The sequence below is a fragment of the Inhella gelatinilytica genome (assembly GCF_016093295.1).
GTDB lineage: Bacteria > Pseudomonadota > Gammaproteobacteria > Burkholderiales > Burkholderiaceae_C > Inhella > Inhella gelatinilytica.
In genome coordinates this window covers 15,936-35,078 of record NZ_JAEDAL010000008.1, presented here as the reverse complement: position 1 = coordinate 35,078, position 19,143 = coordinate 15,936, and the positions used below count along the sequence as shown (strand labels likewise).

Below are 19,143 nucleotides of genomic sequence, written 5' to 3'. Positions count from 1 at the left end.
TGCGGGAGCTCGGCAAGCTCCTCGAGAACGTGGCGGCTTCAGCCGGTAGCGCGCAGGACTAGGGGCCGATTGTCGCTCCTGAGCGATGGCCCCCCCGTTTCAGTGGCAGCTACCGGCTGAATCCCCTGTGCAAGCCCTAGACTGGCTTCGCATCGCATGGCGCGATGGTGGGGGAGTTCCGGGCACGATGAATACTGCAGTTCGCACCGTGGGCACCGTGGTGGTGCTGGCCGTTTTTGGGGCGGCCCTGTTTTTTGCGCTGCGCGACACGCAGCAGAAGAAAGAGGTGGCGCAGGAGCAGGCGGACATCGCCTCCGCCGAGCCCCTCAAGGGCCTGATCGCCGTCGACGCCGAGCCTTTCTTCAAGGATGAGCGTGTGCAGCGCATCCTGTCCGCGCACAAGCTGCCCGTGCAGGTGCAGCGTGTGGGCAGCCGGGACATGGCGGGCAAGGTCCAGGCCAGCGGCGGCCCGGACTTTTTCTTTTCCAGCGGGGTGGTCGCGGCCAACATGATTCTGGACGCCGCGCGCAAGACCAAACTCAACGCCACGCAAAGCTCGCCCTTCCACACGCCTTTGGTGGTGGCGAGTTGGGAGCCCATTGCCAAGCTGCTCGTCGCCAATCAAATGGCGAAGGCGAACCCAGCGGGCTATTACGAGCTCGACATGGCCGCGCTGACCCAGGCCATGCTGGCCAAGAAGCGCTGGAAAGACCTCAAGGGCAGTTCGGCGTACGACGTCTCCCGCAGCGTGCTCGTTTCGACCACCGACATCCGGCGCAGCAACTCGGCGGCGATGTATTTGGCCCTGACCTCGCAGGCGCTGCTGGGCGAAGTGGTCAGTGACCGCGCCACCGCCCAAACGCAGGCGCAAAAGCTGGCCGAACTGTTCAAGCGCCAGGGTTACCAAGAGAACTACGTCAATGGGGCGTTTGACGACTACTTGGCCATCGGCATGGGCAAGACGCCGCTGGCCTTCATTTACGAAAACCAGATGCTGGCGCATGCGCTCAAAAGCGGCATTCGCAAGGAGATGGTGCTGCTGGTTCCGCAACCCACCATCGTCAACAAGGTGGTCTGGGTGGCGATGAATGAGCGCGCCAAGCGGCTGGGGGAGCTGCTGGCGTCGAACAAGGAGTTGCAGGCCGTGGCGCTTGAGCTGGGTTTCCGCACGGGCGATCCGGCCGCGTTTGCCGCCGCGGCCCAGCGGGCGGGTTTGGCCGTGGACACACAACTGAACAACGTGGTGGATCCGCCAGCCTTTGACCTGATGTTTGAAATGATCGACGTGGTGAGCCGGGAGATGAACCAATGAAGCTGGCGCGACGGACCCTGATGGGGTTGGGCTTAGGCTTGGGCCTGGTGCTGGCCGCCTGTAACAAGAGCGAAGCGCCGCCCCCCTCGGCCAGCCCGGCGGTGGCGGACGAAGCCGCCGGGGCGCTGCAAATCCTGGCCACCAGCGATTTGAAAGACCTTGAACCCCTGGCGCCGTTGATTCAGCGCGCCACCGGGGTGCCGGTCAAATTCCGGTTCGGCGGCACCATGGAGAGCACGCAGGAAGTGCTCGCCGGGGACGGTAAAGCCGATGTGGCGTGGTTTGCCAATGCCAAGTACCTGCTCTCCGACAAGACCGGCCAGCAGCGGGTCAAGCTGCAGGAAAAAATCATGCTGTCGCCGATCGCCGTCGGCGTGAGTGAGTCGGACGCCAAGAAATTCGGCTGGGTGGATCGCAAGATGACCTGGGCCGACATCACGGCGGCGGCCAAGGCGGGGCAGCTGAGCTATGCGCTCTCCAACCCCGCCACCAGCAACCAGGGTTTCATGTCATTGCTCGGCGTGGTGGCTGCAGCCAGCGGCAGCCCGGAGGCGCTGACCGCAGCCGACGTCGACCGGCAGGCCATTGCTGACTTTCTGAAGGGCTACAAGATCGTGGGGGACAACTCCACCTACTTGGCCGAGCAGTTCACCAAATACCAGGGCACCCGCGCCAACGCGTTTATCAACTACGAGAGCTGGCTCTTGAGCTTGAATGCCAGCGGCAAGCTGCGCGAGCCTTTGCACCTGATCTATCCGCACGAAGGGGTGAGCACGGCCGATTACCCGCTGATGCTGCTCAATGAGGCCCGTCGCGCCGATTACCTAAAGGTCGTGGAGTACCTGAAAGGGGAAACGGCGCAGCTGTGGTTGGCACGCCAAACCTTGCGGCGCCCCATCAAGGCGGAGTTGGCGCAGCAGGTTGAGAACCTGCTGCCCGCGCGCGGCATGCAGGTGGAGTTGCCGTTCTCACCGGATCGGCAACTGGCGGATGGCCTGATCGACGCCTACCTGAACGAGTTCCGCCGCCCGATTGCCAGCGCCTTTGTGCTGGACACCAGCGGCAGCATGCAGGGCAAGCGGCGCGAGCAGCTGATTGAAGCGCTGCACTACATCGCCGGGGCGGATGCCTCGCTGACGGGCCGCGTGGCCAAGCTCACCAGCCGGGAACGGCTGTGGTTTGTTCCCTTTGCCGGCAATGTGGGCACCCCCGAACTCTTTGAGGTGCCGGCCGCCAGTCCGGTGAAAAAAGGGGTGTTGCCGCAGGCCGACACCGAGGCGAAGCAGGAGGCGCTGCGCCGCGTACGGGAGGCCGCGGACGGGTTGGTGATGGACGGGGGCACGGCGCTCTATGACGCCACCTTGGCCGGATTGCGCCACATGCTGGCGGAGCGCAAAGTCAAGCCGGGCTACCAGTATTCGGTGGTGGTCTTCACCGATGGCAAGCGCACGGCTGGCCGCGATTTCGGTGAGTTCAAGCAAGCCTACGACGCCTTGCCGGAAGACGTGCGCGGCATTCCGGTGTTCATGGTGCTGTTTGGGGATGCGGCCGAGGCCGAGCTCAAGGCCGTGGTGGAACTGACCGGCGGCAAGGTGTTCGACGCGCGCAAGACACCGCTGTATGCCGTGTTCAAGGACATCCGGGCCTATCAGTGATGAATGGCTTGCTGCGTTGGGTGAATGCACCTGCCAACTGGCTGGGCTTGGGGGCGGCGACCGCGGTTCTCGTGCTCAAGGGCTTGGGTTTGCTGGGGGGCCTGGGCCTGGGCGTTGCGGCCTTGGGGTATGGGGCTGGATTCGTGGTCGGTGGGCTGTGGTGGGGTTGGCCCAGCACGCGAGAAGATTTCTTTGAGGCGCTGGACTTCAAGGATGAAGGCGATGCACGCGAAGCCATGGGGCGGGCCCTCAGCGGGGTGCGTCGTTTGACCGAGCACAACCCCGGGCAGCGGATTTCGCCGCCCTTGCGCCAACGCATTTTTTCGCTGTGCGATGCCCTGGAAACCTTGCTCGATCAGTGGGAACGCAGTCGCGGGAATTTGTCGCTGCAAGAGACTTTTCACGCCCGCCACATCGCCATCCGCTACTTGCCTGAGGCCCTGAATACCTACCTGAGCATTCCGTCTGCTTTTGCGGCCACCAAGCTGCTGGCCAATGGGCAGACCGCGCAAGCCACCTTTGAAGGCGTGCTGGGCGAGTTGGAGGGCAAGGTCGTGCAGTTGGGCGACGATCTGGCGGCTCAGGATGCGCAGGCGTTCCTGACGCACAGCGAATTCTTGAAGCAAAAATTTGGCGCTCCCGTCGAGCGTCTGAAGTCGTGATTTCTTGGGAGTCTTGAACATGAGTGTCACCACCACCACCGCCGTCCAGCCCGTCTTTACCCTGGAGCCTCCCGAGGTCATCACCCCGGTGCAACCGGAGGCCGCCACCGAGGTCGTGCCCCTGAAGGCCGAGGTGGTCAGTCAAGTGGATGATCAGGTCCAGCGTTTCATTGAGGCGCTGGAAAAGGAAGACCTGCACAGCGAGCCGTTCAAGCAGCGCCTGGACAGTGCCTTCCAACTCGGCCGCCAGGAGATCAGCGTGGCTGCCAACCTGATGCAGGGCAGCCTGATGCAGCGCAACTTTGTGGGCGCAGAGGACACGCCGGCGTACAAGGCCATTGCCGCCATTCGGGCCCAGTTGGACGAACTCAACCCGGGCAAGGAGGGCGACCTGCTGCAGCCGCGCAAGCTGCTGGGCTTGATTCCGTTTGGCAACAAGCTGGAGGCCTACTTCCGCAAGTTCGAGAGCGCCGCCTCGCAGTTGCAGACCTCGATGACCCAGCTCTACGCGGCCAAGGACGGCATCCAAAAGGACGTGATCGACATCGAGGCCACGCGCGGCAAGCTGTGGGAGGCCATGCAAAGCCTCGCCGCCGCCGCACGTTTCGCCCGCACGCTGGATCAGCGCCTGGCGGAACGGGTCACCGCCCTCAAGGCGAGCGACCCGATGAAGTCCAAAGCGCTGGAGCAAGAGGTGCTCTTTTATGCACGCCAGAACCTGACCGACATCCAAACCCAGCAGGCGGTGTGTGTGAACGGGTACTTGGCGCTGGATGTGCTCAAAAAAACCGGGCGCGAAATGATGAACGGTTGCGACCGCGTGGCCACCACCGGCATGAGTGCGCTGGCCGTGGCCCAGACCGTGGCGCGCGCCACGGGCAACCAGATCCAGGTCATGCAGATGCTGCAGGGCGTCAATGCCACCATTGGCAACCTGATTCAGGAGACGGGCCGTCAATTGAACCAGCATGTGGACCAGACCGCCGAGTTCGCTTCCAACCCCATGCTCGGCATCGAGCAGATTCAGTCCATGTTTGACCAGACCTTCCAGGCCATGGATGCGATGGACAGCTTCCGCTCCAAGGCCATTGAAACCATGGGGCAAAACAACCGCCTGATCGCTGAGCAAATTCAGCGGGCCGAGGCCTACACCGACCGCGTGCGCCAACAACAGGCCAAGGCCGCAGTCGGCGGGGCGGTGGACGGGCCAGTCAAGCTCTGAGCGCGAGGCGCCGACGGGCGTCCGCCGGCCTCACCTGGCCTGAGCGGGGTGGGGGCACGGGCTGTCTTCCGCGCGCCAGGGCTTGGGGCTCGCCTTGGAATCGCGCCGGCGGGCCTCCAGGTCCGCGCGGCGGTTCATCCACTCAGCGGATCGGTCCCGTGGATCGGTGCGGCGCGGTCCGCCGTGGAAGATGATCCAAAGGGCTTCTTGTTGTTCGGCCTCGGATTGGCTCCACCGCCACACGGCTTCCGCCGCGCCCTCACACAGACTGCGGGTGTCTGATGCCTCGGGAGCTGGTGCTCTGCACGCCATCGGGGCCCGAAAGGTGTTTGCGAATTGCGCACGGACGAAGCGCTGTGGCCATGCGGGCACGGTTCCGTTGGCGGCCGGCGGGCGGGCCTGGTAGGCCGCGCAATGCTGCGACCGAAAGTCATTGGCGTAGTGGCTGCCCACCAGCCCCCTCAAACTCTGTTCCATGGGAAGGTGGGGCTGGGCGGCGATCCAGGCTCGGAAGTTACCGGGGGCCACTTGAATCCACCGCAGTGCCAGGACCCGCTCGCAGTGGGTGTCGCCCTGGCACGTTCGCAACCCGAGGCTCACGACCCATTCATCGTCCGCGGTCAGCGCCAGGGTCCACAGCGAGCGTGCGCCGTCGGGCTGCTGGGGCAGGCCCAACAACACCTCCAGCGCCTGATGCTGAGCGGGCGTTAACCGCGGGGCCGCGCTGGGGCTTGCGACCGCGGCGCTCAGTCCGAGTGCGGACAACCACCGGAGCGCGGTGTGGGCCATGGGGCTCAGGGGGCGGGGCGGTGGGCCTGCCACCAGTCTGAAAAGTCGGCTGCCGGCACGGCGGCGGCCAAATGTTGGCCTTGCAGGGCGTCCACACCCAAGCGGGACAACACCTGAACTTGCGCGGCCGATTCAACCCCCTTGGCGATGGTGCGCAAGCCCTGAGAACGCGCCAATTGCACCAGGGCGGAGAGCCAGGCCGCTTCGCGGCTGTGCGGTTTGAGCCCGACGATCAGTTCACGGGCCAGTTTGACTTGGCTGAGTCCTGGGTGGCGCAGACTGTCTAGCCGACTGTCGGCGTTGCCAAAGTCGTCCAGTGCCACGCCCACCCCCGCGGCACGCAGAGCGGGCAACTGCAACAGCCCGCGCAAATGGGTGTCCCGCAAGAGGGACTCGCGCAAGTCCAGTACCACGCCCGACCCCGGGACCCCCAACTGGTGCAAGTGCGCCGTCCAATCGGTGACCTTGCCACTCCATTCGCGCAGTTGCACGCCAGAAATGTTGAGGCTGAGGCTCAGATCCGGATGCAGGGTTTCACGCCACTGGCGAAGCCACCGGGCAGAGTCTCTCAGAACCCAGGAGCCAATGTCGCGGATCAGCCCACTGCTCTCGGCCAGCGCCAGAAATGACCCCGGGCCGAGCAGGCCGAGGACCGGATGCTGCCAGCGCAACAGCACCTCAGCATGCAGACAGGGGCCTGCATCGATGGGCAGTACGGGTTGCACATGCACCCGAAACTCCTCACGATCCAGGGCTTGACGCAGTTCTTGGCCCAGACGGCTGCGCGCCTGGGCGGCGTCTTGCAGGGCATCACCCGCAAACCGGTAGCCCCGGCGCCCCGCGCGCTTGACGGCGTACAGCGCTTGGTCCGCCCGTTTGAAGAGCCCTCGGGCATCGTGGGCGTCGGTCGGAAACAGGGCGATGCCAATGCTGGCGGACACCGAGGCCTTGTGGCCCCCCAGGGTGAACACCTCGTCCAAGCGCGCCACCAAGGCGCTGGCGACCCGCTCGATGCAGCTGGGCTCGCCCTGCACATCGGTCAGCAGCACGATGAACTCGTCACCCCCCAAGCGGGCGACCATGTCCACTTCGCGTATGCAGGCGGCGATGCGCTGGGCGGCTTGACGCAGGAGTTCGTCGCCCGCGTCATGGCCCCACTGATCGTTCACGGCTTTGAACCGGTCCAGATCCAGGGCCATCAGCGCCAGTTGGTGACCATCCCGACGCGCGTGTTTGATTTCGGTGCTCAGGCGCTCCGTCAAGAGCCGCCGGTTGGGCAGGTCGGTCAGGGCGTCGTGATGGGCTTGGCGCCACGTTTGGGCTTCGACCAATTTGCGCGATGTGATGTCGGTGTGGGTGCCCACCATGCGCAACGGGCGGCCGTCCGCCGATCGCGCAATCACCATGCCTCGCGTCAGCACCCATTTGAGGCTGCCGTCTTTGCAGCGCACGCGGTGCTCGTTGCGATAGACGGCGGTTCGGCCTTCGAAATGGGCCTGCCGATCGCGGGCCATCTGCTCCCGGTCGTCCGGGTGAGTGAGTGCGTCAATGGCGTCGGGGTCCGCGGCCAGATCCTCCAGGGTGTAGCCGTAAATGCTCAAAAAACCGGGGGAAAAATGCTCAACGCCCTCTTGGATGTGCCAATCCCACACCCCGTCACCGCTGGCCTCCAGGGCCAACTTCCAGGTCTCTTCGCCAATGATCAGGGGGGGGTCTTTAGCCATTGCGGGCGTTGTCGATCAACGCCAGGATGCGCCGGTTGGCGTTGATGGGCACCAACTCCACGCTGCGGTTGTTCAGGCCGAACACCCGAAACAGCTCGTCGGCGAACGCGTGGCCGATGTCCGGCACGCCGTCGAAATCAATTTCCGCTCGCTTGAAGCGCTCTAGGCGAGCGGTGACTCGGCGGGCCTGGGCGCGGCTGTCCAGGGCTTGACCTTCGCCGGCCAGCAAGCGCAGGCTGATGACCGTGCGGTCGAACGCCACCCCCGTGCCATCCAAGCTCCACGCGCCGAGCACTTGGTCCAAGGTGCGGGTGGTATCCAGTGCCACGGCGAAGTAGATGCTGGTCCCTTGCCGGGGCAGGGCCTTGCCCGGCCGCCAGCCACTGCTGTCCCAGGCCCGGCGAACATAGGCTGTGCCGTTGGCGTGCAAGTCGAACACATCGGCCAATTGGCTGCTGAAGAAAAGCCCGCGCCCCGTGTGTTCCTGCGGCGCCGTGGTGAGTCGGCCCTTGCTGAGCTCCAGCATCGCCAAGCTCGGGTCGGCGATGTCATAGGTGCCGGCAATCCGGTCGAACACGCCACACCCGTCATCGCTGACCAAGAGCTGCACATGGGTGGGCGTTTGACGCAGGCTCACCGTGACGCTGGTGCCCCCGCTGTGGTCGATGGCGTTGTTCAGCAGCTCCGTGAAGGCGTGTTGAACCATGCGGCCCACGTGCGCGGGCAGCGCGAAATTGGGGGCGAAGTCCCGCTGCCAGGGCAAATCTTCCTGCAGCCCGTACAGCGGATAGCTTTTCACCACTTGCCGCAAACTGCCCGGGTGGTAGACCGCACGGCTGAAGCCCCCATCGCGCACCAGCCAGCCCGCCTCAACCAAGCGCTTGAGCATCGCCTGCGCTGCACGCCGGCTGCAGCCTGTGCGCTCGACCACATGGTCGGCCAACTGATGCGAATGTTCCCGGGCGGCCGCCGTGATCCATTGGATGAAGTGGTCGAAATTCAAACGGACGCTCATGGGGCACTCAGAGGCTAAAGGCTGCAAGAGCGTAGCGGCGGCCCGCGGCGGCCGCAAGGGAAGTTCTGCCAGGGCGGGCGGAAGTTCGATACTGACGGCATGAACGACAACTTGCTACTTTCTGTTCGGTCCGATGGCGTGGCGCTTCTGGCGTTGAATCGCCCGGATCGCTTCAATGCGTTTGACGAGGACCTGATTGACGCCCTGAAAGACGCGCTGGAGCGGTGTGCCCAAGACCCCGCGGTGCGCGTCGTGTTGTTATCGGGCGAAGGCAAACACTTTTGCGCCGGGGCGGATATCGGTTGGATGCAGCGGGCTGCCGCGGCGCCCGAAGCCGATAACCGCGTGGATGCGGAGCGATTTGCTGCCATGCTGGCCGCCCTGGCGGGCTGCCCCAAACCGACCGTGGCGCGGGTTCAAGGGTTGGCGCTGGGCGGAGGCGCGGGATTGGTGGCGGCTTGCGATATCGCCATCGCGACGCAAGACGCGGCATTTGCCATCAGCGAAGCCCGTTTTGGCATCTTGCCGGCGGTGATTGGGCCCTACGTCTTGCGGGCTGTCGGGCCGCGGCAGGCCCAGCGACTGGCGCTCATGGCGCATCGTTTTTCGGCCGATGAGGCGCTGCGCCTGGGACTGGTGCACCAGGTGGTGGCCTCCGAAGGCCTGGATGAGGCGATGGAGTCCACGCTGACCGAACTGCTCGCCAGTGGGCCTGCAGCCCAAGCCGAGATCAAAGCCTTGTTTGCGCAATTGCGGGTGGGAGACGTGGGGCCCGCCGTCCAGCAGCTAACGGCCCAAACCATTGCGCGCGTGCGCACCACGCCCGAGGCCCGGGAGGGTTTCGCCGCGTTTACCGAAAAACGCCTACCGACTTGGAACCCTGATCATGAGTGAAACCCTTCACCTGGGCGAAGGCGCCACCATCGGGCTCGTGGGCACCGGGGTCATGGGCATGGGCATCGCCCAGATCGCGGCCTTGGCCGGCCATCCGGTGAAGTTGCTCGACGCCCGTGAGGGCGCCGCCGCGGCGGGCGTGGCGAAGCTGGCTGACACCTTGGCCAGCCTGGTGACCAAGGGCAAATTGACGGCCGATGCCCGCGAGCAGTCCCTGGGCCGATTGAAGCCGGTCGCCGCGGTGGCGGACTTGGCGGATTGCGCGTTGGTCATTGAGGTCATCGTTGAATTGCTCGAACCCAAGCGGGCCTTGCTGCGTGAACTCGATGCCCTGTTGCCGCCCACAGCGGTGATCGCCAGCAACACCTCCTCGATCAGCATCACCGCGCTGGCCAACGGGCTGGCCCACCCGCAGCGCCTGGTGGGCATGCACTTCTTCAACCCGGTGCCACTGATGAAGCTCGTGGAAGTGGTCTCCGGGTTGGAGACGGCCCCGGAGGTCGCCGAGGGCATCGACGCCTTGGCTCGGCGGTGGGGCAAAGTGCCGGTGAAAGCTGCGTCCACGCCGGGGTTCATCGTCAATCGCATCGCACGCCCCTACTACGCGGAGACCTTGGCCTTGCTGCAAGAGCAAGCGGGAACGCCGGCGGAATTGGATGCCTGCCTGCGCTCGGTGGGCTTTCGGATGGGGCCCTGCGAGTTGATGGACTTGATCGGGCAAGACACCAACAACTTGGTGACGCGCTCGGTGTGGGAGTCCAACTTTGGTGACCGTCGCTACCAACCCAGCTTGGTGCAGCAGGCCTTGGTGGATGGCGGGCGATTGGGTCGAAAAGTTGGCAAGGGCTTCTATGTCGGTGAACCCACTCGACTGGCGGCTGCGGTGGCGCCCCCCTCGGAGCCCTCGGTGGTGTTGATGGGGCGTGGCCCCTGCACGGACGCCCTGGCGGCGCGCCTGCCGGGTGTTGCGCGTCAGCCCGAGGCGCAGTGGACTGGCTTGCGGGTGGGCGATGGGGCGGTGGACCTGATGGTGACCGACGGGCGGTGTGCCGTCGAATTGGCGGCGGGGCACAGCAACCCGCTGGCCGTTTTGGACTGGTGCTTACCGGGTACGGACCCGCAAGTGCTGGCGCTGGCCTGGGGCCCCCGGGTTCAACCGCGCGCCCGGCAAGCCGCCTTGGACGCCTTGGCCGCGGCGGGCTTGCTTGGCGTGCCCCTGCGCGATACCCCCGGGCTGGTGGTGGCCCGTACGGTGGCCATGCTGATCAACGAGGGCGCCGACGCGGTCTGGCAGGGCGTTTGCGACGAATCGGGCGCTGACACCGCCATGAAGTTGGGGGTGAATTACCCGGCCGGGCCGTTTGAGTGGCTGAAGCTGCTGGGCGTTGTGCCGGTGTGCGGGCTCCTGGACCGCCTGTGGGCCCACACCCGCAGTGAGCGCTACCGCGTCAGCCCGTATTTGCGCCAACGCTATTGGTTGGATCAGGAACGCTGACTTCCGGGGTCAGGGGGCTCATCGATCCACAGGGCCCGAAAGTCATTGACATTGGTGCCCGTAGGGCCGGTGAGCAGGCTTTCACCCAAGGCGTGCAGCACGCCCCCCGCATCATGACGATGCAGGGCCTCCGCCAGATCCAGGCGCTGCGCTTGCGCGCGCGCCCAGGTGTCTGGCCCAATCTGGGCCCCTGCCCACGGGCTGGCCCCGTCGATGCCATCGGTGTCGGCCATCAAGGCGTAGGCCCCGGGTCGGTCCCGCCATTCGAGTAGCGCCGCCAGCACGCATTCGGCATTGCGGCCGCCTCGACCGGGTGTGGAATGGGTCAGGGTGACCGTGGTTTCCCCACCACTGAGGTAGAGCCCAGGCTGGGCGCACTGCTGGGCCAAGTGGCGTCCAAGCGCCCGCGCTTCGCCCTGCAAGGCGTCGCCCAGCAGGGTGACGTGGAGCCCCCACTGCCGCCCCAGATCTGCCGCGGCTTGCAAGGAGATGGCGGGCGAACCGACCAGTTGCGAGCGGTGGTGGCGGGGCAACTCCTTGGGGGTTTCCCATGTGCCGGCCCGCAGGGCCTGCTCCGCCACGGGCGGCAAGGGGATGGCGAAGCGCGTCGCCACAGCCAGCGCATCCCCGCAGGTGCTCGGGTCGGCCAGCGTGGGCCCCGATCCAATCAGGTCCAGGCGATCACCGGGGATGTCGGAGATGGCCAGCGTCAGGACCGGCGCGCGACCGCAAGCGGCCGCCAACTGCCCGCCCTTGAGCGCGCACAGGTGTTTGCGCAGCGTATTCATGGCGTCGATCGGGGCCCCGCAGCGCAACAGGGCTTGATGAATGCCTTGCAGGTCGGTAAAGCTCAGCCCGGGCTGGGGCACGGTGGCGAGGGCGGATGCCCCGCCAGAGAGCAGGGCGATCACCAGATCCTGCGGGCCCAAGCCTTGCGTCGCCGCCAACAAGGCCCGACCTGCCCGCACACTGCGACGGTCCGGCACGGGGTGCGCACTTTCGAGACGGTGCAAGCGCCCCAAGCCCACCGGACGGCTGCCCGCTGGGGCCACCAGCACGCCGCTGAGCGGGCGATCTGCGGGCCAGGCCGCCTCCAGGGCAGCGCCCATGCCCCAGGCGGCTTTGCCCACGCCCAGCACCACCGTGCGCCCCATCGGTGGCTCGGGCCAATGGGCGGGCAGCACACGCGCCGGTTGTGCGGCCGCCACCGCGGTTTCAAACAGGCGCCGCAGGCCCTCGCGCGGCGCCGGTCGCATGGCTTAAACCCGTTCGATGGCCAGGGCGATGCCCTGGCCGACGCCAATGCACATGGTGCACAAGGCGCGCCGGCCGCCGCTGGCTTCGAGTTGGTTGAGGGCGGTCGTGACGAGGCGGGCGCCGCTCATGCCCAGGGGATGTCCCAGGGCAATGGCCCCCCCATTGGGATTGACACGCGGGTCGTTATCGGCAACGCCCAATTGGCGCAACACCGCCAAACCCTGGGCCGCGAAGGCTTCGTTCAATTCGATCAGATCGAAGTCAGCCAGGGACAGCCCCAGTCGGGCCAAGAGCTTCTGAGTGGCAGGGACCGGCCCGATACCCATGATGCGGGGGGCGACGCCAGCGGTGGCCATTCCAAGGACTCGGGCGCGAGGCGTCAGTCCGTGGACCCGCGCGGCGGTTTCGCTGGCGAGGATGAGCGCACAGGCGCCATCGTTGACGCCGCTGGCGTTGCCGGCGGTGACCGTACCGCCCTCGCGAACAATGGGCTTGAGCTTGGCCAAGGCCTCCAAACTGGTGGCGCGCGGGTGTTCGTCGTGCTCCACCCTCAGTGGGTCGCCTTTACGCTGCGCAAGGGTGACGGGCACGATTTCTCGGGCAAAAAAGCCGCGTTCGCGGGCCGCCAGGGCCTTGGATTGGCTGGCAAGCGCAAAGCGGTCTTGGTCTTCCCGGGAGATGCTGAAGTCGCTGGCCACGTTCTCGGCGGTTTCGGGCATGGAGTCCGTACCGAAGGCCTTGTGCAGCGCCGGATTGACAAAGCGCCAGCCGATGGTGGTGTCAAAGACCGCGTTGCTGCGCGCAAACGCCTCCGTGGCCTTGGGCATGACAAACGGGGCGCGACTCATGCTTTCAACGCCGCCGGCCACCATGAGCGAGGTCTCGCCGGCCGCAATGCTGCGGGCGGCCAAGCCGACTGCGTCCAACCCCGAGCCACACAGACGGTTAACCGTGGTGCCTGGCACGCTCAGGGGCAGGCCGGCCAGCAGCGTGGCCATGCGCGCCACATTGCGGTTGTCCTCACCGGCTTGATTGGCGCAGCCCAGCACCACCTCTTCCACGGCCGCCCAATCCAATTGGGGCTGGCGCTGCTGAAGGCTGCGCAAGACATGGGCTGCCAAATCGTCCGAGCGAACGGCGGAGAGGGCGCCGCCGTAGCGGCCGATGGGGGTGCGCAGAGCGTCACAAAGAAAGGCACTTGACATAGGGGGGGGCTCCAAACGCTTCACATTGTGTCTGGCAGTGCATACTCCGCACCGTTGCCTCCCCTCGTTTGCTGCATGAACGGCGAAGAAGTCATTGATGTCGCCCAGCTGAAAGTGGGCATGTTCATCCACCTGGACGTGGGCTGGATGCGCCACCCCTTCCCGCTGTCCAGCTTCCGCGTGACTTCGGAAGATCAACTGGTGGTGATCCGGCGCTTGGGTGTCAAGCAAGTGCGCTGGAGCCCGGAGAAGAGCCAGTTGGAAGCGCCAGAGGCGGCGAAGCCGGGCGACGTCGGGGCGCCGAGCGCCGTGGGCGAAGTGGACCCGGCGGCCTTGGCGGCCGAGCAAGTCGCGCAGGCTCGTCGGGCGGCGCTGAAGGCGGAGCGCGATTTGCTGGCCATCTGCGAGGCCCAGTACGGGGAGGCTGCCGAGGCGCTCACCAGCTTGATGGGCTTGGTGCTGAAAGATCCGCGCCTGGCCGGTCAGCAAGCGGTTCAATTGACCCGCAGCCTACTGGACAAGATGCTGGTCTCGCAGGAGTTGAATCTGCGGGTCTTGAATGAGGCGGCCGGCGATCGGGCCGCCGCCCATGCGCTCAATGTGAGTCTCGTGTCGCTGCTGTTGGGCCGGGCTTGCGGATTGGGCGACGATGAGTTGCTGGCCTTGGGTACCGGTGCGCTCTTGCATGATGTGGGCAAACTGGACGTGGACAGCCGGTACCGCCATCGCAGTGACCAGTTCAATGCGCACGAAATGCAGGCCTACCAGGACCATGTGGCCAAGGGCGTTCGCATGGCCCAGCAGATGGTGTTGACGCCCGATGCCCTGGCGGTCATTGCGCAGCATCATGAACACGCCGATGCCACGGGCTTCCCGCAACGGCTGAATGGGGAGCGCATGCACGCCTTGGCGCGTATCGTGGCGCTGGTCAATCGCTTTGATGGACTGTGCAATCCGGCGGTCGCTTCCAAAGGTTTGACACCCCACGAAGCCTTGTCCTTGATGTTTGCGCAGGGTCGCAGTCGTTTTGACGCCACCTTGCTCAACGCCTTCATTCGCATGATGGGGGTGTATCCCCCGGGGTCCATCGTGCAATTGACGGATGACCGCTTCGCCATCGTGGTGGCAGTCAATTCCAGTCGACCGTTGAAACCGCGGGTGGTGGTTTATGACCCGGCTATCCCCGCTGACGAAGCGCTGTCCCTGAATTTGGAAGAAAACAGCACGCTGGGCATTCGTCGCAGCCTGCGCAGCGCCGATTTGCCCCGTCCGGCGACCTTCTACTTGCGCCCACGGGCCCGCTTCGCCTATTTCTTTCATGGCGCAGATGCGCCGGCTGGCGCCGCGGCGTGTTGATTCGCTTCTCGTCTAAGGCGGACGCTGACGTGCTCATGCTGGCGTCACATGCCCAGGAGGTGCTGACCGCCCTGGGGCGCCCGTTCGCGACACAAGGGATTTTCCTGGTCGAACAGATTCCAGTCGCCCTGGCTTCGGCCACGGCGACCTTGGATGACTCGCAGCCTCTCGCGCCCACTGCTGCGGTGGTGGCCACGGAGGTGGTGGAGGACTCGGATGCAATCTCTGATGCCGGCGTTTCATTGCGCCAGCGCCTGTGGCCGGTGCAGACCCTCCTACAACGCGCACTGGCGGCCGGTCAAGCGGTCCAGTGGCAACCGCTGTGACCGGGCTGTTGCAATTACGCATCGTTTCGGCGACTCGTGGAAACCCCCTCCCTATACTCGCCTCGCTTTGTTCGGTGCCCTGGGCATCGGGCATGTGTTTAACCCTGTTTGAAGGCTCAAGATGAAGAAATTCGCTCTGTCCGCCGTCGCCCTGGTTGCCGCAGCTGTCGCGGCCCCGGCGTTCGCCCAAAGCTCGGTCACCCTGTACGGCCGCGTGAACACCACGGTGGAAAACCAGAAGGTCAACAATGGGTCGCGGACCTGGGTCGTTCAGAACAACTCGTCGCGTTTCGGCCTGAAGGGCACGGAAGACATCGGTGGCGGTCTGAAGGCCAGTTTCAACCTGGAAAGCGGCTTCAACTCCGACACCGGCGCAGCCGCCAGCACGTTCTGGGGCCGTGAGGCTTGGGTTCAGTTGGCTGGCAGCTTTGGTGCCATCCGTCTGGGCAACATCACGCCCGAGTCGTACTTCGCTACCGCTGACTACGTCAGCATGCACAACCACGACACCGGCCCGTCCAGCGACGCGCTGTACGGTGGCCCGTTCCTGAACAAGAACAAGGTCATGTACATGCTGCCGGCCATGGGCGGCTTCAGCATGTCGGTTGCCATGACCGCTGGTGAAAAAGTCGTGAAGAACGGTACCGACATTGGTGCCAACTACGACGCAGGCCCGATGCACCTGGGCTTCGGCTACAGCAAGCAAGGCGCGCAGAGCCAGTGGGCCGCGCGCGGCCTGTTCGAAATGGGCCCGGTGACCCTGGGGGGTTACTTCCAGCGCAATGATCTGGGTGCCACCACCCAGAACATCTGGCGTTTGGCCGGTATGTACGCCAGCGGCGCCAGCGAGTTCCACGTGAACCTGGGCGCGGCCAACAAGGGCCCCAAGGCCGGCCAGTGGACGCTGGGTTACAACTACAACCTGAGCAAGCGCACCAAGGTCTACACCTATTACACCAAGTACGACCTGAACAAGGACACCGCTGCTGCGGATGCGGAGTTCAGCTCGCTGGCGTTTGGCGTGCGTCACAACTTCTAATCCCTCCGGGATTGAAGCAAAAAGCCACCTTCGGGTGGCTTTTTTATTGCAGTTGCTGGGGGCGGTGAAGGGATTGGGCGCGGGCTAAAAGAGTTCGCCTTCACGTTGGGGTGGTGCAAGGCCCAAGTGCCGATAGGCTTGCTGGGTCGCCATGCGGCCGCGGGGCGTCCGGTGCAAATAGCCTTGTTGAATCAGGTAGGGTTCCAGCACGTCTTCGATGGTGTCGCTGGCTTCGCCAATGGCGGCGGCCAGGTTGTCCAGACCCACGGGACCGCCGTCGAAGCGGTGAATCAAGGCTTCGAGCAGCTTGCGGTCCATCAGGTCGAATCCGGCCTGATCCACATCCAGCAGGCTCAGGGCTGCGGCCGCAACGGCTTGATGAATCCGGCCATCGGCCTTCACGTCGGCCCAGTCCCGTACACGGCGCAGCAAGCGATTGGCAATGCGCGGCGTGCCACGAGCCCGCCGGGCAATTTCCAGTGCGCCTTCGTCGTCAATCGGGGCCCCCAGGAGGTGGGCCGAGCGGCGCACGATGCGCTGCAACTCGTCGGCGCTGTAGAACTCCAGCCGCGCGGTGATCCCGAAACGGTCACGCAAGGGGTTGGTCAGCATGCCGGCGCGGGTGGTGGCGCCGACCAAGGTAAAGGGTTGCAAGTCCAGTTTGATGGAGCGTGCGGCTGGGCCTTCGCCGATCAGAATGTCGATCTGGAAGTCTTCCAGCGCGGGGTACAAGATTTCCTCGACAACCGGCGACAGGCGGTGGATTTCGTCGATGAAGAGCACATCGTTGCGCTCTAGGCTGGTGAGGATGGCCGCCAGGTCGCGCGGCTTTTCGAGCACCGGGCCGGAGGTCTGGTGCAACCGCACGCCCAGCTCGTGGGCAATGATGTGCGACAGCGTGGTCTTGCCCAGCCCCGGGGGGCCGAACAGCAGCACGTGGTCCAGTACTTCCCCGCGTTTCTTGGCCGCGCCGACGAAGATTTCCAACTGTTCGCGCACCTTGACCTGGCCGACATATTCATCGAGCTGCTTGGGCCGCAGCGCGCGCTCCAGCGCTTCTTCCTGGGGTGAACGCGGGGTGGCCGCGATCAAGCGATCCGCGCCGGGCGCTTGGAGGTTGTCGGTCTGGATGGCCATCAGCGGTTCAGCGCCTTCAGGGCGTGACGGATGCCTTCGGTCACGGACAGGCCTGCAGGCAACCCTTTGAGCGCGCTCTGGGCCTCTTTGTCGCTGTAGCCCAGCGCCAAGAGCGCGTCGGCAATGTCAGATAGGGCGTTCTGTCCGTCGGTCTGCGAGGCCTGCGGCAGGGCCTCACCGAGCTTGCCCTTGAGCTCCAACAGCAGTCGTTCGGCCGTTTTTTTACCAATGCCGGGCACCTTGACCAGTCGGCTCGCGTCTTGGCGCGCTACCGCCTCGCTCAGGTCACCCACGCTCAGGCCGGAGAGGAGGGCCAGCGCTGTGCGGGGCCCCACGCCGGAGATTTTGATCAGCAGCCGAAAGGCTTCGCGCTCGTCCGATGCCAAAAAGCCAAAAAGGATTTGCGCATCCTCTCGCACCACAAAGTGGGTGAGCAGACACACCGGTTCACCCAGCGCAGGCAGGGCACAGTACGTGCTCATGGGCACTTCGACCTCGTAGCCCACGCCCTGTACATCCACCAGCACTTGCGGCGGGCGCTTGCCCGCCAGCGCCCCTTGAAGTCGTCCGATCATGGCCGCCCGAACAGGCCCAGGCGCTGGGCTTCCAGCGCGGCTTCGGCGCGCGAAGACACGTTGAGCTTGCGGTAGATTTGCTTGACGTAGTCCGCGATGGTGTGGCGAGATAGGCCCAGTTGCACCCCAATCTCGGGCAGCGTGAAGCCCTTGGCCACCCGCAACAACACTTCGGACTCTCGCTCGGTGAGCGCCACCTCGGGAATGGCGGCGGCGGGTGCCTGGGTCTTGGACGCTGCAAAGTGAGCAATCACCTTGCGGGCGATGGAGGGGGACAGCGGGGGTTCACCCTGGCTGATGCGCTGCAATTGCTCGGCGAGCAGCGCGCGCGCCTGCTCTTTCAGCAGATAACCAAACGCGCCGGCTTGCAGGGCTGGAAACAAGTGTTCGTCGTCATCGTGGATGGTCACGATCACAGACTGCGCGTGCGGTTGGTGTTCGCGCAAGGCCTCCACCACCTTGACACCCGAACCATCGGGCAAACCGAGGTCCAGCAAAGCCAGATCGAAGCGCGTCTGTTGCACCCAGTGCAGGGCGTCCTGAACCTTGGCGCATTCGGTGACGCGCGCCGCAGGAAAGACTTGATGAATCAGGGTTTTGAGCCAGTCCCGAATTTCGGGGAGGTCTTCGAGCAAAAGGATGGAATCCATGGGCACCAGTATCACAGAGGCACGCTCAGGCGCACTTGGGTACCTTTGCCAGGTTGGGAGTGAATTTCGCAGTCGCCCGCGATTTGTTGGGCGCGAGACAGCATGCTGGCCAGGCCATGTCCCCGGTGGGGGGCCGAGCTGGCGGCATCAAAGCCTTGCCCGTCGTCTTGAATCAGCAACTCCAGGTGGGTGGGGGCAATGGCGCAACGCACCTGACACCGCTCCGCGCCACTGTGTTTGATGACGTTGCTGATGGCTTCTCGCAGCACGCGCGTTGCCTGCACGTAACTGCGGGCGGGCAGGGTCTGCGGGCATTCGTCCAATAAGGGGGCCCAGTCGGGTTCAATGTGAGCCTGCATCAAGCGAGCAACCCCTTCCGCGCGCCAGTCGCCCAACGCATCCGCCAGCTGCATGGGTTTGCCCGTGAGCCCGCGCACCGACAGCCGCATGGCTTCCAGCGCCTCCCGCGCCAATCCGGCGATGCGCTCATCCTCGCTGGTGTGAACGATGGTCAACAGCTTGGCGCCGAGGTCATCGTGCAGGTCGGCGGCAATGCGCTTGCGCTCCCGCTCGGTGACGTCCTCCAGGTGTCGCTCGCTCGTTTCGGCTTGCGCAATAGCGGCCTGGGCCAAACGCTGCTCCCATTGGTGGTTCAGCCGAGCGCGTTGGCGCCGTAAGGCGCGGGGCGTTCGCCACACCACAACCAGGGCTCCTAGTGCAGCCCCGGCCAGAAAGACAACCAGCGAGAGCAGCCCCAGCAACAACGGTGGCATGGACGGTGACATCGGGGCATTGTGCAAGACGGACAATGGCGTTTTGCATTCCAACAA

General features: G+C 65.2%; 18 protein-coding genes. 9 read left to right on the top strand and 9 right to left on the bottom strand.

What is annotated here, in order from left to right; all coding sequences use genetic code 11:
* Window positions 1–187 precede the first annotated feature (187 nt).
* From I7X43_RS13840 to I7X43_RS13825, 4 genes are read left to right on the top strand one after another with little or no spacing between them, the layout of a single operon-like run.
* Complete coding sequence (locus tag I7X43_RS13840) at window positions 188–1,312, top strand: hypothetical protein (RefSeq protein ID WP_198101546.1); 1,125 nt, start codon at window positions 188–190, stop codon at window positions 1,310–1,312.
* Complete coding sequence (locus tag I7X43_RS13835) at window positions 1,309–2,967, top strand: vWA domain-containing protein (protein ID WP_198101545.1); 1,659 nt, start codon at window positions 1,309–1,311, stop codon at window positions 2,965–2,967. The genes I7X43_RS13840 and I7X43_RS13835 overlap by 4 nt, the downstream gene beginning before the upstream one ends.
* On the top strand, window positions 2,967–3,629 hold the full coding sequence (locus I7X43_RS13830; protein WP_198101544.1) for a hypothetical protein: 663 nt from the start codon (window positions 2,967–2,969) through the stop codon (window positions 3,627–3,629). Before I7X43_RS13835 ends, I7X43_RS13830 begins: the two co-directional genes overlap by 1 nt.
* Window positions 3,630–3,648: 19 nt before the next feature.
* Window positions 3,649–4,851: a toxic anion resistance protein gene (locus tag I7X43_RS13825; RefSeq protein WP_198101543.1), complete on the top strand. Its 1,203-nt coding sequence runs from the start codon at window positions 3,649–3,651 to the stop codon at window positions 4,849–4,851.
* Between the two features lie 30 nt (window positions 4,852–4,881).
* On the opposite strand, the gene I7X43_RS13820 is transcribed toward I7X43_RS13825, so the two are convergent.
* The 3 genes from I7X43_RS13820 to I7X43_RS13810 are packed head-to-tail and all read right to left on the bottom strand — an operon-like array spanning window position 4,882 to window position 8,379.
* The gene (locus I7X43_RS13820) at window positions 4,882–5,640 is read right to left on the bottom strand and encodes a hypothetical protein (RefSeq protein WP_198101542.1); all 759 of its coding nucleotides are present in this window, start codon (window positions 5,638–5,640) and stop codon (window positions 4,882–4,884) included.
* 5 nt (window positions 5,641–5,645) lie between these two features.
* Window positions 5,646–7,364: a putative bifunctional diguanylate cyclase/phosphodiesterase gene (locus I7X43_RS13815; RefSeq protein WP_198101541.1), complete on the bottom strand. Its 1,719-nt coding sequence runs from the start codon at window positions 7,362–7,364 to the stop codon at window positions 5,646–5,648.
* On the bottom strand, window positions 7,357–8,379 hold the full coding sequence (locus tag I7X43_RS13810) for an STAS-like domain-containing protein (RefSeq protein WP_198101540.1): 1,023 nt from the start codon (window positions 8,377–8,379) through the stop codon (window positions 7,357–7,359). The genes I7X43_RS13815 and I7X43_RS13810 overlap by 8 nt, the downstream gene beginning before the upstream one ends.
* Before the next feature lie 99 nt (window positions 8,380–8,478).
* Here I7X43_RS13810 and I7X43_RS13805 point away from each other — a divergent pair, with 99 nt between their 5' ends.
* Both I7X43_RS13805 and I7X43_RS13800 read left to right on the top strand, forming a co-directional pair.
* Entirely contained in the window at window positions 8,479–9,273 is a 795-nt protein-coding gene (locus tag I7X43_RS13805; RefSeq protein WP_198101539.1) for an enoyl-CoA hydratase-related protein, read from the top strand.
* Entirely contained in the window at window positions 9,266–10,768 is a 1,503-nt protein-coding gene (locus tag I7X43_RS13800; RefSeq protein ID WP_198101538.1) for a 3-hydroxyacyl-CoA dehydrogenase, read from the top strand. The genes I7X43_RS13805 and I7X43_RS13800 overlap by 8 nt, the downstream gene beginning before the upstream one ends.
* Here the strand turns inward: I7X43_RS13800 and I7X43_RS13795 are convergent.
* Window positions 10,756–12,024, bottom strand: a complete 1,269-nt coding sequence (locus tag I7X43_RS13795) for a glycerate kinase type-2 family protein (RefSeq protein ID WP_198101537.1) — start codon at window positions 12,022–12,024, stop codon at window positions 10,756–10,758. The genes I7X43_RS13800 and I7X43_RS13795 overlap by 13 nt on opposite strands.
* A gap of 3 nt (window positions 12,025–12,027) precedes the next feature.
* Window positions 12,028–13,230 (bottom strand): 3-oxoadipyl-CoA thiolase, encoded by a 1,203-nt coding sequence (gene pcaF, locus I7X43_RS13790; protein ID WP_198101536.1) that lies wholly within the window; start codon window positions 13,228–13,230, stop codon window positions 12,028–12,030.
* Between the two features lie 75 nt (window positions 13,231–13,305).
* Here pcaF and I7X43_RS13785 point away from each other — a divergent pair, with 75 nt between their 5' ends.
* The 3 genes from I7X43_RS13785 to I7X43_RS13775 all read left to right on the top strand — a co-directional run bounded on the left by I7X43_RS13785 (window position 13,306) and on the right by I7X43_RS13775 (window position 15,951).
* Window positions 13,306–14,586 (top strand): cyclic di-GMP phosphodiesterase, encoded by a 1,281-nt coding sequence (locus tag I7X43_RS13785; protein WP_198101535.1) that lies wholly within the window; start codon window positions 13,306–13,308, stop codon window positions 14,584–14,586.
* Complete coding sequence (locus I7X43_RS13780; RefSeq protein WP_198101534.1) at window positions 14,580–14,912, top strand: DUF1840 domain-containing protein; 333 nt, start codon at window positions 14,580–14,582, stop codon at window positions 14,910–14,912. Before I7X43_RS13785 ends, I7X43_RS13780 begins: the two co-directional genes overlap by 7 nt.
* Window positions 14,913–15,033: 121 nt before the next feature.
* On the top strand, window positions 15,034–15,951 hold the full coding sequence (locus I7X43_RS13775; RefSeq protein WP_198101533.1) for a porin: 918 nt from the start codon (window positions 15,034–15,036) through the stop codon (window positions 15,949–15,951).
* A gap of 84 nt (window positions 15,952–16,035) precedes the next feature.
* On the opposite strand, the gene ruvB is transcribed toward I7X43_RS13775, so the two are convergent.
* Genes ruvB through I7X43_RS13755 form a run of 4 tightly spaced genes read right to left on the bottom strand, consistent with a single transcriptional unit; the run spans window position 16,036 to window position 19,098 of the window.
* Entirely contained in the window at window positions 16,036–17,088 is a 1,053-nt protein-coding gene (gene ruvB, locus I7X43_RS13770; protein ID WP_198101532.1) for a Holliday junction branch migration DNA helicase RuvB, read from the bottom strand.
* A complete protein-coding gene (gene ruvA, locus I7X43_RS13765) occupies window positions 17,088–17,663 on the bottom strand; it encodes a Holliday junction branch migration protein RuvA (protein ID WP_198101531.1) in 576 nt (191 codons plus the stop codon). The genes ruvB and ruvA overlap by 1 nt, the downstream gene beginning before the upstream one ends.
* Window positions 17,660–18,313 carry a response regulator gene (locus I7X43_RS13760; RefSeq protein ID WP_198101530.1) on the bottom strand — a complete coding sequence of 218 codons (654 nt, stop codon included), beginning with the start codon at window positions 18,311–18,313 and terminating at the stop codon, window positions 17,660–17,662. Before I7X43_RS13760 ends, ruvA begins: the two co-directional genes overlap by 4 nt.
* Window positions 18,314–18,324: 11 nt before the next feature.
* Window positions 18,325–19,098 carry a sensor histidine kinase gene (locus I7X43_RS13755; protein WP_310737575.1) on the bottom strand — a complete coding sequence of 258 codons (774 nt, stop codon included), beginning with the start codon at window positions 19,096–19,098 and terminating at the stop codon, window positions 18,325–18,327.
* Window positions 19,099–19,143 lie beyond the last annotated feature (45 nt).